At 65.6% G+C, this 13,451-nt stretch carries 12 protein-coding genes and 1 pseudogene; 6 read left to right on the top strand and 7 right to left on the bottom strand.

From position 1 onward, the window contains the following. Positions 1-172: 172 nt before the first annotated feature. A complete protein-coding gene (locus JQ624_RS29120) occupies positions 173-1,099 on the top strand; it encodes a sulfite exporter TauE/SafE family protein (RefSeq protein WP_212422343.1) in 927 nt (308 codons plus the stop codon). After that, the gene (locus JQ624_RS29115; protein WP_212422342.1) at positions 1,096-1,890 is read left to right on the top strand and encodes a TIGR02186 family protein; all 795 of its coding nucleotides are present in this window, start codon (positions 1,096-1,098) and stop codon (positions 1,888-1,890) included. The genes JQ624_RS29120 and JQ624_RS29115 overlap by 4 nt, the downstream gene beginning before the upstream one ends. Positions 1,891-1,914: 24 nt before the next feature. On the opposite strand, the gene JQ624_RS29110 is transcribed toward JQ624_RS29115, so the two are convergent. After that, the gene (locus JQ624_RS29110) at positions 1,915-3,276 is read right to left on the bottom strand and encodes a cell wall metabolism sensor histidine kinase WalK (protein WP_212422341.1); all 1,362 of its coding nucleotides are present in this window, start codon (positions 3,274-3,276) and stop codon (positions 1,915-1,917) included. Next, a complete protein-coding gene (locus JQ624_RS29105; RefSeq protein ID WP_212422340.1) occupies positions 3,276-3,998 on the bottom strand; it encodes a response regulator in 723 nt (240 codons plus the stop codon). The genes JQ624_RS29110 and JQ624_RS29105 overlap by 1 nt, the downstream gene beginning before the upstream one ends. Positions 3,999-4,184: 186 nt before the next feature. On the opposite strand from JQ624_RS29105, the gene JQ624_RS29100 reads away from it, so the two are divergent. The 3 genes from JQ624_RS29100 to JQ624_RS29090 all read left to right on the top strand — a co-directional run bounded on the left by JQ624_RS29100 (position 4,185) and on the right by JQ624_RS29090 (position 5,654). After that, on the top strand, positions 4,185-4,409 hold the full coding sequence (locus JQ624_RS29100) for a hypothetical protein (RefSeq protein WP_212422339.1): 225 nt from the start codon (positions 4,185-4,187) through the stop codon (positions 4,407-4,409). 81 nt (positions 4,410-4,490) lie between these two features. Then, the gene (locus JQ624_RS29095; protein WP_212422338.1) at positions 4,491-4,805 is read left to right on the top strand and encodes a cysteine rich repeat-containing protein; all 315 of its coding nucleotides are present in this window, start codon (positions 4,491-4,493) and stop codon (positions 4,803-4,805) included. Between the two features lie 15 nt (positions 4,806-4,820). Beyond that, entirely contained in the window at positions 4,821-5,654 is an 834-nt protein-coding gene (locus JQ624_RS29090; protein WP_212422337.1) for a sterol desaturase family protein, read from the top strand. Between the two features lie 30 nt (positions 5,655-5,684). Here JQ624_RS29090 and JQ624_RS29085 read toward each other — a convergent pair whose 3' ends face one another. From JQ624_RS29085 to JQ624_RS29075, 3 genes and pseudogenes are all read right to left on the bottom strand, one after another. Then, the gene (locus JQ624_RS29085; protein WP_212422336.1) at positions 5,685-7,040 is read right to left on the bottom strand and encodes an NRAMP family divalent metal transporter; all 1,356 of its coding nucleotides are present in this window, start codon (positions 7,038-7,040) and stop codon (positions 5,685-5,687) included. Between the two features lie 99 nt (positions 7,041-7,139). Next, positions 7,140-7,920, bottom strand: a pseudogene (locus JQ624_RS29080) (MBL fold metallo-hydrolase). Continuing rightward, positions 7,917-8,849 (bottom strand): DMT family transporter, encoded by a 933-nt coding sequence (locus tag JQ624_RS29075; RefSeq protein ID WP_212422335.1) that lies wholly within the window; start codon positions 8,847-8,849, stop codon positions 7,917-7,919. The pseudogene JQ624_RS29080 and the gene JQ624_RS29075 overlap by 4 nt, the downstream one beginning before the upstream one ends. A gap of 97 nt (positions 8,850-8,946) precedes the next feature. Here JQ624_RS29075 and JQ624_RS29070 point away from each other — a divergent pair, with 97 nt between their 5' ends. Next, positions 8,947-9,810, top strand: coding sequence for a LysR family transcriptional regulator (locus JQ624_RS29070; RefSeq protein WP_212422334.1), 864 nt, complete (start codon positions 8,947-8,949; stop codon positions 9,808-9,810). 113 nt (positions 9,811-9,923) lie between these two features. Here the strand turns inward: JQ624_RS29070 and pdeM are convergent, their stop codons facing one another. Both pdeM and JQ624_RS29060 read right to left on the bottom strand, forming a co-directional pair. Next, positions 9,924-10,595 carry a ligase-associated DNA damage response endonuclease PdeM gene (gene pdeM / locus JQ624_RS29065; RefSeq protein WP_212422333.1) on the bottom strand — a complete coding sequence of 224 codons (672 nt, stop codon included), beginning with the start codon at positions 10,593-10,595 and terminating at the stop codon, positions 9,924-9,926. Positions 10,596-10,637: 42 nt separating this feature from the next. Further along, positions 10,638-13,217: a ligase-associated DNA damage response DEXH box helicase gene (locus tag JQ624_RS29060; protein WP_312014514.1), complete on the bottom strand. Its 2,580-nt coding sequence runs from the start codon at positions 13,215-13,217 to the stop codon at positions 10,638-10,640. Positions 13,218-13,451: the final 234 nt, after the last annotated feature.

Raw genomic sequence — 13,451 nt, 5'->3', positions numbered from 1 at the left:
TTTTTAGTCCCTCATCCCCCCGAATTCAGTTATGCAAAGGCGCGGGAACCGGCCCTGCGCACGCAAAGGTGCATGCGCGAACCGGATCCCACTGCCGGCAAATACAACAGAAACCATGCCCTCAGCGGCCTCCCGGCCGTCTCTTGCGGCAAAGCTACAAAAGCAGACGCGCGTGCAGCTCTACCTCCCGATCGCCGACATTCCAGTCAATGTTTTCCTCATCCTGGCGATGGGCGCGGCGGTTGGGTTCGTGTCCGGCATGTTCGGGATCGGCGGCGGCTTCCTGATGACGCCACTGTTGATCTTCGTCGGCATCGCGCCCGCGGTCGCGGTCGCCTCCGTCGCCAGCCACATCGCCGCCTCCTCGTTTTCCGGCGCGATCTCCTATTGGCGACGGCGCGCCATCGACCCACTGCTGGCGGCGGTGCTGTTGACCGGCGGCAGTATGGGCACGGCGCTCGGGGTCTGGACCTTCACGCTGCTGCGCTCGCTGGGTCAGCTCGATCTGATGATCGCGATGTCCTACGTGATCCTGCTGACCACCGTCGGCGGCCTGATGTTCTGGGAGGGCCTGCGGGCGCTGTTGCGGGCCCGCCGCGGCGGTCCGGTCACCACGCGCCGCCCGGGCAGCCACGTCTGGATCCATGGCTTGCCGCTGAAGATGCGCTTCAAGCGCTCGAAGATCTATCTTTCCGTGATTCCCGTCGTGGTGATCGGCCTGGTCATCGGCTTCATCGGCGCCGTGATGGGTATCGGCGGCGGCTTCATCCTGGTGCCGCTGTTGATCTACGTGCTGCGGGTGCCGACCTCGACCGTGATCGGCACCTCAATGGTGCTCACGCTGGTCACGATGGTGTTCGCCACCATGCTGCACGCCATCACCAATCATCTGGTCGATGCCGTGCTGGCGCTGATTCTGATGGTCGGCGGCGTCACCGGCGCGCAGTTCGGCGCGCGCGCCGGGCAGAAAATCCGCGGCGAACATCTGCGGCTGCTGCTCGGGCTGTTGGTGCTGGCCGTCGGCGTCCGGTTTGCGGTCGAACTGGTGATCCGGCCCGAGGATCTCTTCACCATCCGCGAAACCGGGGTGACCGGATGATCGCGCGCCTCGCGCTCACGCTGGTCGGGCTGCTGCTCAGCTTGCTCCTGGGAATGGCGCTCGCGGCCTCGCCCGCATGGGCCGAGCGGCTGATCGTGTCGGTGTCGAACCACCGCGTCACCGTGACGCCGAATTACTCCGGCGAGGAGCTCGTGCTGTTCGGCTCGGTGGAGAAGGACGCCACCACGCCGGCCAATCGCACTTACGATCTGGTGGTGACGGTTGCCGGCCCGCGCGCCGACATGGTCACCCGCCGCAAGGAGCGCCGGTTCGGGATCTGGATCAACACCGACTCCCGGCAGTTCCTGAAAGTGCCGAGCTACCTGGCGCTGTTCTCCAACCGGCCGTTCGACGCCATCGCCTCGCCCGAGGTGCAGCGGCGGCAGCAGATCGGGCTGAACAACGTATTGCTGACCCAGCGCGTCAGCGGCGATTATGCCGACGTGGTGCCGGACGACGTGTTCCGCAGCGCCTTCGTGCGGCTGCGCCGGCAGCACGGCCTCTATCGCGAGGAGACCTCGGCGGTGACGTTCCTGACGCCGACGCTGTTTCGCACCGGCATTCCCCTGCCCGCGGAGGTGCCGATCGGTCTCTATAACGTCGAGATCAAGCTGTTCGCCGACGGCGCGCTGGTGGCCAAGACCGACACCGCGTTCGAAATCGTCAAGGTCGGCTTCGAGCAGTTCGTCGCCACCACGGCGCAGCAGCACGGCTTCGTCTACGGGCTGATCACCGCCTTCATGGCGCTGATGACCGGCTGGATGGCCTCGATCGTGTTCCGGAAGGATTGAGCACTCCGCTCAAAAAACCCATCGTCAAGCGTCGGGACGGAACACCGGCAATCCGATGCGCACGCGCGTGCCGCCGCCCGGCGCCGCCGCCAGGCCGATCGTTCCATCATGCGCTTCCACCAGGCTGCGCGCGACCGCTAGTCCGAGCCCCGCGCCGCCGGTTGCGCGATTGCGCGACGTCTCAAGCCGATTGAACGGCTCCAGCATGGCCTGACGCCGGTCCGGAGGAATCCCCGGCCCTTCGTCATCGACGGTCAGGACGATGGCGGGATTTTCCAGTTGCAGCCGCAGGCGGGCAACGCGACCGTATTTGATGGCGTTGTCGACGATGTTGGCGACGATGCGCCGGAGCGCCAGACGGTCGCCGAGCACAATGACACCGCGCGTGGCCTCATCTGCCGAGAGTTCGACGTGACTTCCCTGAGCGCGGCGGTCATCGGTTTCCATGCGCACCAACGCCGCGAAGTCCACCATCTCCTGGGAGAGCTGCCCGGCGCCGACGCGGCTCGACAGCAGCGCGTCGTCGAGCAGGCGGATCATGTCGTCGATGTCGGCAATGGCGCGCTGCTGTTCGGCCGCGTCAGGGATCTTCTCGACGCGCAGCCGCAGCCGCGTCGCAAACGTCCTGACGTCATGGGCGATGCCGCCGATCAGGGTCATGCGCGACCGCATCATCTCGCTCAGCCGCGTCTGCAGGCGGTTGAATGCGGCGATGACCGCGCGAATTTCCGGCGCGCTGCGGCGCGCCTCGGGCAGCGGCGGCGGATCGGTCGACAAATCGACCCGGTCGACGGCGGCGGCAAGCTGTGCCAGCGGCCGGGTTTCGCGCTGCATGACCAGCAAGGCCAGTAGCGCCACGATGGTGCCGAACAATCCGGCACCGAGACCGACCGGCAGACCGAACGGCGTCACCGGCAAGCGGGTCGTTGCGTCGACAACCAGCGTTTCCCCGTTATTCAGCCCGATCCTGAACTCAACCGCGTTCGACATCGCTCGCGCCAGCCGCGGAAACCATCGGTCGTGGGTCGCAGCGGTTGTCGGCGCAACCGTGACATCACGGCCGGGGAGCGCGGAGGAATACATCTCGTCCAGCCTGGCTTGCTGATTTCGCAGGACGCGCGGCGGCAGAGCCGGCGTTGCGCCTGCGGCCTCGACGCGGACCACGAATTGCGGCGATGAGGCGGCCTCAAGAAGCACGCTGCGCATGCGCGGATCGGACCGCTCGACCATTTCCGCAATGGCCGCCAACCGGCCCGGCGAAGGGCGCGCCAGCTCGTTTTCCCGGACCGACGTTCGATAGAACACCGCGATGATGGTGATGCTGATCGCCGAAAACGCGACGATCACGATCAGCGCAAGGCGGGTCGCCAGCGTCACGCGCAGCATCACGACACCTGTTTCACGGACGGCGTGAACAGATAGCCGCCGTTGCGCACCGTCGTGATCAGGCCGGAGCCCGGGCTCGCGGCATCGAGCTTCTTGCGCAGCCGCGAGATCAGCATGTCGACGGTGCGGTCGAACGGTTCGGCCGAGCGTCCACGGGTCCAGTCGAGGATCTGGTCACGCGTCAGCACCCGGCGCGGCCGCTGCACGAAGCAGCCGAGCAGGTCGAATTCCGCGCTGGTCAGCTGCAGCGAGTCGTCGCCAGCATCGCCGAACTGGATGCTGCGCGAATCGAGATCGATCACGAACCGGTCGAACGCGTAGCGCCGTACCGGGAGTTTTGCCGGCGCCGCCTTGACGCGGCGAAGGATGGCGCGGACCCGCGCCAGCAGTTCACGCGGCGCGAACGGCTTGGTCAGATAATCGTCGGCACCCATTTCAAGACCGACCACGCGATCGATCTCGTCGCTCTTCGCCGTCAGCATCAGGATGGGGATATTGTCGTCGGCGCGCAGCCGCCGGCAGATCGAAAGCCCGTCCTCGCCCGGCAGCATCAGATCCAGCACCAGCAGATCCGGGCGCATCCGCTGCAGCACGGCTTCCATCGCCTTGCCGCTGTCGGCACATTCGACTTCAAATCCCTCCCGCTGCAGAAAGTCGGCAAGCAGCCGGCTGATTTCGGGGTCGTCTTCCACGATCAGGAGCGAGGCCAGGGGCACAGTCATGGCCGTATTCTGGACAAGGTCGCGCGCCGTGCAAGGCCGGAGGCGCCGTTGTTACACACTGTTACATTCCATCGACAAAACGATATCAGCCGTTTCGCCGCAGCAATATCGGGCTGACACGGCGCCTCCAGTCTCCTCGCATGGCTACCGCAACGGCAGCCTTCACCCATCAAGGAGACCGCGACCATGAAGAAACTCATCGCCCTGTCCACGCTTGCCGGCGCCCTTTCGATCGCTGCCGCCGCCGACGCCAGCGCCTGGACCCGTTCCGCGACCTCCACCGGGCCGCGCGGGACATCGAGCGTGCAGGCCACCGGGTCATGCGCCAACGGCTCCTGCTCGCGCTCCGTGACCCGCACCGGCCCGGCCGGCAACACCTACACCCGCCAGGGCACGGTCTCCCGCTATTGACGGCGACTGCGATCGCTCGAAGCCCCGGTTGCCTCGGGCGATCGCATCTCGGCTATCCCCCTTTACTGTCAGGAGATCACCATGCCCAGGTTTTCCGTTTCTTCGATACCGGCTCTCGCGCTGGCCGGCTTGGCTTCTGTATCAGCCGCGCTCCCCGTGGCTTCTTCAGCGCAGGCGCAGGTATCGCCGCAACTGCGCGGCGAAGCGATCGCGCTGATGCAGGTTTGCCGCGGCGATTACGACCGGCTGTGCGCCGGTGTGCAGCCCGGCGGCGGACGGGTGCTTGCCTGTCTCCAGAACCACGCGAACCAGCTCAGCGCCGCCTGCGGACAGGCCATGCCGCGCGCCCAATCGCTCAGAGACAGCGCGGCCGCTGCCGGCGTGGCGCCGAAGTAGCAGAGCGTGGACACCATGGAGCCGTTATTCCCCAGCCCCTACTTCCGCGGCTTGATCCTGGTGACAGCGCTCGGTTTGATGGCGCTGGAGTATGGGATCAGCCGCCTCGCGCATCGCCAGACGCATGATTGGCGGGAGAGCGCCGCGACGCTGGGCGTCGCGGTCGTGCAGAACCTCGTCCGCCTCATCGAGGCCGGCATCGTCGCCATACCATTCGCGTACGTCTATCAGCACCGTCTGTTCGACTTCTCCGCGACAAGCGCACCGGCCCTGCTCGGACTGTTTCTCGGCAGCGAGTTCTTCTATTACTGGCAGCATCGCGCCTCTCACCGGATTCGCTGGATGTGGGCGACGCATCGGGTTCATCATTCGCCGACCAAATTCAACCTGACGGCCGCCATCCGATTAGGCTGGACCGGCAACATTTCCGGCAACTTCCTGTTCTTCCTGCCGCTGGTCTGGATCGGATTTCATCCTTTCGCCGTCGTCACGATGCTCGGCATCAACCTGACCTATCAATTCTTCATTCACACCGAACTCGCGCCGCGGCTGGGTCCGCTCGAGTTCGTGCTCAACACGTCGGCACACCATCGCGTGCATCACGCCTCGAACGAGCCCTGCCTCGACAAGAATTACGGCGGCATACTGATCATATTCGATCGCCTGTTCGTCACGTTCGCGCAGGCGCCGGCTGACGAGCCGCTCCGATACGGCCTGGTCGGCGGCAAGCGGTCCTTCAACCCGGTACGCATCGCGCTCGGCGAATGGATCGCGATGCTCCACGACGTCCGAAACGCCGCGGGCGCTCGGGCAAAGTTTCGCGCGCTGTTCGGACCACCCGGCATCTGAGCCGTGTGCCTGGAGAGAAGCCGGTGCTGTTCAGTTCCCGGCAAAGAACCCCATGCCCATTGCGAGCACGCTGAGCACCATCGCGGATGTCGACAGCCAGCCCAGCCAAAAGAGCGGACCTTTGACGACGAAGGTGCCCATCACATCCCTGCGCCGCGCCATGAACATCAGCAGCACCATCACGGGCACGGCGAGGACGCCGTTGATGACGGCGCTCCAGTACAGTGCCGAGATCGGATTGATCGGCGTAAAGTTCAGCGCGATGCCGATGCCGGCCGACAGCGCCAGCACGGCGTAGAAGGCGGCAGCCTCCTTCGGCTTGCGCGCGAGCCCGACCGGCCAGCGCCGCCCCTCGCCGACGGCATACGCCGTGGCGCCGGTGAGCACGGGAATCGCCAGCAGCCCGGTGCCGACGATGCCGAGCGCAAAAATCACTTCCGCGAAGGCGCCCGCGATCGGACGCAGCGCTTCGGCCGCCTCCGCCGAGGTCTGGATATCGGTCTTACCGGCCGCGTGCAGCGTCGCCGCGGCGGTCACGATGATCGACAGCGCGATCAAATTGGAAAACGCCATGCCGATGATGGTGTCGGCGCGGATGCGAGAAAATTCCGCGCGTGCACCGTAGTGCTTTTCGATCAAGGGACGCTTGGTGGCATCGACGCGCTGGTCCTCGGCTTCCTGCGAGGCCTGCCAGAAGAACAGATATGGCGAGATCGTGGTGCCGAGGATCGCGACGATGGTGGTGAAATAGTCGAGGCTCCAGGTCAGGCGCGGGACGAGAATGCCGGCCAGCGCTTCGCCCCACGATACTTTTGCAAAGGCGAGCGCCGCGACATAGGCGAACAGGCTGAGCGTCAGCCATTTCAGCACCGAGACGTAGCGCTTGTAGTCAAGGAAGATCTGCGCCACGACCGAGATCACGCCGAACAGCAACACATAGACGATGCTGTGGCCGCCGATCAGCAGTTTGCTGGCGTCCGCCATGGCGCCGAGATCGGCGCCGATGTTGATGGTGTTGGCGATGAACAGCAGCGTCACCACCAGATTGAGCAATCCCGATGAATAGTGCTGGCGGACATTGCCTGAAATGCCGTGCCCGGTGACGCGGCCGACGCGGGCGGAAATTTCCTGGATCGCGGCCATCAGCGGAAACGTCAGCAGCATGGTCCAGCCGATGCCGTAACCGAGCTGCGCGCCGGCCTGGCTGTAGGTGCCGATCCCCGACGGATCGTCGTCGGACGCGCCGGTGATCAGGCCGGGGCCGAGCCCCTCCAGCGCGTCGCGGAAGCGAAACGGCCGCGCCGGCTCGGCCTTCGCGGCCGGCTTGTCACGGCCGGGATGCTTGTTCGCGTGATGCTTTGAATTCGACTTGTTGTGCTCTGCCATGCCCGGTCCCGCCGCGGCAACAACGAACCTGACGGGAACAGGTTCCGGGCCGCAACCTTGCCCGAGGACGCCTCGGCAGACAAGCCGCCGTCGATACCGTCACGCGGCGTGCAGCGGCTCGATGATGGTCGCAACGCCCGGCTCCAGGATGCGCAACCGCGATCCAAAACCCAGCGTATCGAAGGTGGCGCGCAGATCGTTCGTGCTCTGGCGGAAATGTGCCCAACCGTCGGTATGCACCGGGACGATCACCGCATCGGCAAAGGCGCGCGGTCTCGATCGTGTCATTGGTGTCCATGGTGAGATGGAAGGGGCCGCGGGTTTGCGCCGCGCCCGCGAAGGGCAGCACCACGCCCGCCTTGAATCGCTTCGCGACCTCGGCGACGCCGTCGAACCAGGTAGTGTCGCCGCTGATATAGACCGGACGGCTGCCGGGTTTGTTCGACGCAACGACGAACCCGATGACATCGCCCGACAACGGTTCAATCCCGGCCGGCCCGTGACGCGCGGGCGTCGCGGTGACGGTGAGCGAATGACCGTTGCTGCCGGTCAATTCAGTGACCTGCCACGGCGCAAAGCCTTCCGCCTTGCCGCCGAGCCGCTTCGCGCCAGCTTCCGTTGTCAACACGCGCTTGGCGGACTTGAGGAAATCACGGCCGGAGTTGTCGAGATTGTCTGAATGCTGGTCATGGCTGAGCAGCACGGCATCGACCTCGCCGATATCATGCGCGCTGAGCGCGGGACCGGCCAGCTTTTCGAGCTTCACATGCGGCAGTTGATAGGCGCCGGGTTCGTCGAACGTCGGATCAGTGAGGAGACGGAAGCCGTCGATCTCGATCAGGGCCGTGGGGCCGCCGATCAGGGTGATGGATAGGCTCATGTCACACTCCTCTTGGTCGATGCTGACGCCGCGGGACGGGTCACCAGATAAATGCCGAGCGCCACCGGAACGATCCCGAGCAGGTCGCGGAACTCGACATGTTCGCCGAGCACGAGAAAGGCGAACAGCATGCCGAGCGGCGGCATCAGAAAATGATAGGCGCTTGCGGCCGTCGCGCCACACACTTTCAGGAGATGAAACCAGAGCAGGTACGCAAGGATCGAGCCGCCGAGCACGAGGAAGGCGAACGCAGCGAACAGCCGCGCGCTCGGCACGATGTCGCCCACGCTGGAGAAGGTGAACGCGAACGGCAGCAGCACGATGCCGGCTGTGAGATTCTGCACGCCATTGCCGACCCAAAGGCTGCCCTTCGGCGCCAGCACCTTGAACAGGATGGTGCCGGCCACGATCGAGGCCAGCGAGGCCAGCGTGAACAGGATGCCGTGCCAGTCATCCGTGCCGACCGACATGCGGTGCCAGACGATGAAGCCGACACCGGTGATGCCGAGCAGGAGGCCCATCACCTTGCGCCAGGTCAGCGCCTCACCGAGAAAGGCCGCCGCGAGCACCGCGGTAAATACCGGATTGGCGCTGACGATCAGGCCACCGAGGCCGGCGGAAACCGTCTGCAGCCCAGTATAGCCGAGGCCGAGATAGAGCGCGTTGTTGGCAACACCGAGGATCGCGAAAATGCCCGTATCGCGCCAGGTGAGCGAGGACCACACTTCGCCGCGCAGCGCGGTGATGCCGAGGATCAGGACGCCGGCCAGCGAGAACCGCGCGGCAAGCAGGATCAGCGGAGGACAATCGGTGACGCCGATCTTGCCGGCGACGAAGGCGAAGCTCCACAGCAGGCAAAACAGGCCGATGTAGAGCGGAAGCGGATTGAAGGTGGTGCGGGGAACCGCGACCGAGGGCGCGAGCGACATGGGAATTCTCCTTTGCCCATGATCTAGGCCCGCGCCTTGCTATTTGGAAATTAAATGATAAACTGATATCCAGTGGATTTGTAAATGGAGCATTCGCATGCTCGATCTGGAGCTCCTGCGCAGTTTCGTCAGCGTCGTCGATGCCGGCGGCTTCACCCGCGCCGGCGAGCGCGTTCATCGAACGCAGTCGACCGTCAGCCAGCAGATCAAGCGGCTGGAAGACGATGTCGGCCAGCCGCTGCTGAACCGCAACGGCAAGGATGTGACGCCGACCGAAGCCGGCGAGCGACTGCTGTCCTATGCGCGGCGGCTATTGTCGCTCGCGGAAGAAGCCCGCGACGTGGTGGCGCGCCCCGAGAGCGAGGGCGCGGTCCGGCTCGGTGTGCCCGAGGATTTCGCCGCCTATCGCCTGGCGAAACTGCTGGCGGCATTCTCGCGCTCGCATCCCGGCCTGCGGCTCGACGTTCGCGCCGATCAAAGCGCCAACCTCAAGCGCGAGCTCGAACGCGGCGAACTCGATCTCGCATTGTTCAAGCGCGCCGCGGGAGAAAAGGGCGGCATCGCGGTGTGGCCGGAGCGCGTGCATTGGGTCACCAGCAAAAGCCATCCGAGCGATACCCGCATCGGCTCGGTGCCGCTGATCGGCTTTCCCTCGGGCTGCCTGTATCGGGCGGGCGCGATCCATGCGCTGGAAAGCGCTGGGCGCAGCTGGCACATGGCCTATACCTCTTCCAACCTCTCCGGCATCCAGGCCGCGGTCGCCGCCGGCATGGGCCTCTCCATTCTCTCGGAAATGGCGATCCAGGCTGATCACCGCGTGCTGACGGCCAAGGATGGCTTCGCACCGATCGACCGCACCGAAGTGGCGCTGGTGGCCTCGCCCGAGGCGAGCCCCGCGACGCTGCGGCTCGCCGAGCGCCTCGCGGAATTCTGCAACAACGTGCAGGCGAAGGCGGCGTAGGCCGTCCCTCATGGTGAGGAGCGCGAAGCGCGTCTCGAACCATGAAGCCCGTGGCCCATCCTTCGAGACGCCGCTACGCGACTCCTCAGGATGAGGTCATCATGTGTGGCCGCTTAATAACACCGTGACGCGGCGATGGCGTGCAGCCGGTTGTCACCTAGCACATGGGCCATCAAACCCTGCGTCGGGAAGATTTTCGCAAACGCCGGATCACGGATGCTCAAGCCCCCCGTATAGGCGCCGAACGCGGGCATCACGGCGCGCTCGCCGTCGCTCGCAAAGCATCGCCGCTCCATCGAGCGTCCCCTTGTGGCGACGCGCGCCTTGGGATGCAGATGGCCGGCGATTTCACCCGCCGCCCCCGTCGGCTCATGGCGAAATGCAATCGGGCCAATCGCGACTTCGCTCGCCACCACACCGCCGAGATCGGACGGAAGCGCCGGATCGTGATTGCCAGAGATCCAGATCCAGTCGCGTCGCGCCTGCATCGCCGAGAGCGCCTCACGGTCTGGCGCCGACAGCCGCTCATGCGCGTCGCGATCATGAAAGCTGTCGCCGAGCGCAATCACCATGCGCGGGTCGTGCCGCGCGATGACGGCGGCGAGACGGCCGAGCGTCGCCACCGTGTCATAGGGCGGCAGCAGCACGCCGCGCGTGGCGAAGCTGGAACCTTTTTCCAGATGCAGATCAGAGACGATGAGCAGGCGCTGCTCCTGCCAGAACAGCGCGCCGGAGAGGTCGGCAACGAACGTGACGTCGGCAACCATGACCTTGGAGGCGCGCATCTGCTGATCGTCTCCCGAAGATTGCGCCCCTGCCGTCACGTTCTATCCCATCGCCTCTTTGACGAGTTCATCGGCGGCTTCCGCCAGCAACTCGTCCGCTGCTTCGCCATAAACTGACTCGCGGCCGATTTCCAGCATGACCGGCACGGCGAGCGGCGAAACATGTTCGAGTTCCCGATGGGTGATTCGCCCCTGAATACGCGAGAGCATATCACCCAGACGCTTGAGATCGAGCAGGCCGGCGGCCGCATCCGCGCGCGCGGCGCGTAACAGCACGTGGTCGGCCTGGTGCTTGCGCAAGACGTCGTAGACGAGGTCGGTCGAGAACAGCACCTGGCGGCGGCTTTTCTCTTCGCCGGTGAAGCGGCGCGGAATCAGGCCGGAGATCAGCGCGCAATTGCGGAAGGTGCGCTTCATCAGCGCGGATTCGGCCAGCCACGCCTCGAGGTCGTCGCCGAGCATGTCGGGCGCAAACAGGGCGGCGAGATTGAGCTTGCCGTGCCGAATCATGAACGACATGTCGCCGAGGCCCCATACCGCCAGTGCGTATTCATTGGCGACGAAGCCGAGCGGCCGCACCCGCGCGCGCTCCATCCGCCGCGTCAACAGCATGCCGAGCGTCTGATGCGCCAGCCGGCCCTCGAAGGGATAGCAAACGAAGTAATACTTGTTGCCGCGCGGGAAAGTTTCGACCAGCAGTTCCCGCACCGCCGGCACAAGTGAAAAGTTTCGTTGCAGCGACAGCCAGTCGCGCACCTGCTCCGGCAGCGCATTCCATTGCCGCCGGTCGTCCAGCAGTTTCCGCACCCGTTCGGCCAGATAGGTCGAGAGCGGAAACTTGCCGCCCATGTAGGACGGCACTTTCGCGTCCTTGTCGTTGGCGCGGGAGACATAGACCTGGTCCTCGACCAGCGCCTCGTAGCGCACGATCTCGCCGCCGAACACAAAGGTGTCGCCGGCGACCAGCCCCTCGATAAAGTATTCCTCGATCTCGCCCAGCATCCGGCCGCCGCGGCCGATCATGCCGGTGGCACCAGCCCCACCGCCGCGGCCGCGCACCAGCTTTACCTTCAGCATGGCCTCCTCGACGATGGTGCCGACATTGAGGCGATAGCTTTGCCGCACTCTTGGGTTGGTGACGCGCCAGCGCCGCTGCTTGTCCTGCTTGATGCGGGCGAAGCGTTCGTAGGTTTTCAGCGCGTAGCCGCCGGTGGCGACGAAGTCGACCACGTCGTCGAAATCGGTTCGCGTCAGCGACGCGTAGGGCGCCGCCGTCAGCACTTCCTCGTAGAGTTCGTCGGACAGAAACGGCTCCCCGCAGGCGCAACCCAATACGTGCTGCGCCAGCACGTCGAGCGCGCCGGTGCGCAAGGGCGGCGTATCCTGCGCATTCTCCGCGATGGCATCGATCGCGACGCGGCACTCCAGCACCTCGAAACGATTGGCCGGGATCAGCACCGCGCGCGACGGCTCATCGAGCCGGTGGTTGGCGCGGCCGATTCTTTGCATCAGGCGCGAGGCGCCCTTGGGCGCGCCGACATTGATGACGAGATCGATGTCGCCCCAGTCGATACCGAGGTCGAGCGAGGACGTACAGACCACGCCGCGCAGTTTTCCGGCCGCCATCGCGTCTTCGACCTTGCGGCGCTGGGCGACATCGAGCGAGCCATGATGCAGCGCAATCGCAAGGCCGTCGTCGTTCATGCGCCAGAAATCCTGGAACAGCATTTCGGCCTGGCTGCGGGTGTTGACAAAGATCAGCGTGGTCTTGTTCCGTTTGATGAGGTCGTACATTTCGCCGAGCGCATGGCGCGCGGTATGTCCGGCCCACGGCAGGCGCTCTTTGGTATCGAGCATCTCGACGACGGGCGCCGCCGCGCCGCCGGCCACGACGATATCGGCGGCTGTTTCCTTGCCGTCGCGCTGCGGCACCAGAAAGCGCGCCAGCGATTCCGGCTCGGCCACCGTCGCGGACAGCCCGATCGCGCGCATCTCCGGCGCCAGCCGCCACAGCCGCGCCAGGCCGAGCGACAGCAGATCGCCGCGCTTGGAAGTGACCAGCGCATGCAGTTCGTCGAGCACGATCCGCTTGAGCGAGGAGAACAGGAACGGTGCGTCGTCGGAGGACAGCAGCAGCGCCAGTTGCTCAGGTGTCGTGAGCAGGATGTCCGGCGGATAGCGCCGCTGCCGCTGCCGCCGCGACACCGGCGTATCGCCGGTGCGGGTCTCGACCTTGACCGGCAGCGCCATCTCGGCAATCGGCGTCTCCAGATTGCGCGCGATATCGACCGCGAGTGCTTTCAGCGGCGAGATGTAGAGGGTGTGGAGGCCGCCAGTGCGTTTCACGCCGCGGCCGGTGGAGATGAGGCTCTTCTCGCCACCGCCCTTTGAGGCGGCGGGGGAAGAAAGCTCCACCAGCGTCGGCAGAAAGCCGGCCAGCGTCTTGCCGGCGCCGGTGGGGGCGATCAGCAGCGCCGAGCGGTCGTCGCTGGCTTTTGCCAGCAGCGCCAATTGATGCTCACGCGGTAACCAGCCGCGCGCGGCGAACCAGCGCCGGAAGCGGTCGGGCAAGAGCGCTGCCGTTTCAAGCGGCGTGAAGGGCAAGGGATCGGGCGACGGCACAGCAAAGAGGTAAGCCGTCGGAGGGGGTTCGTCGAGGCCTCAGGAGTCACCTCGCCCCGCTCTTCGCGGGGAGAGGCGTAGGCCGCCTTGGGCGGCCGTTCCTCAAGAAAGAGACGCCGAAGCGAAGCTTCGGCTACGGCTTAGGCGCCGGGTGAGGAGCTTTCTCCGCGAGCTCAGTGCGTGGAGAGAGCCCCTCACCCCGACCCTCTAAGAGCGAGCTTCGCTCGTCTCGGC

The organism is Bradyrhizobium sp. AUGA SZCCT0283 (assembly GCF_018130385.1).
GTDB lineage: Bacteria > Pseudomonadota > Alphaproteobacteria > Rhizobiales > Xanthobacteraceae > Bradyrhizobium.
Note: the sequence above shows the minus strand (reverse complement) of the source record. Positions and strands in the feature narration are given on the sequence as shown.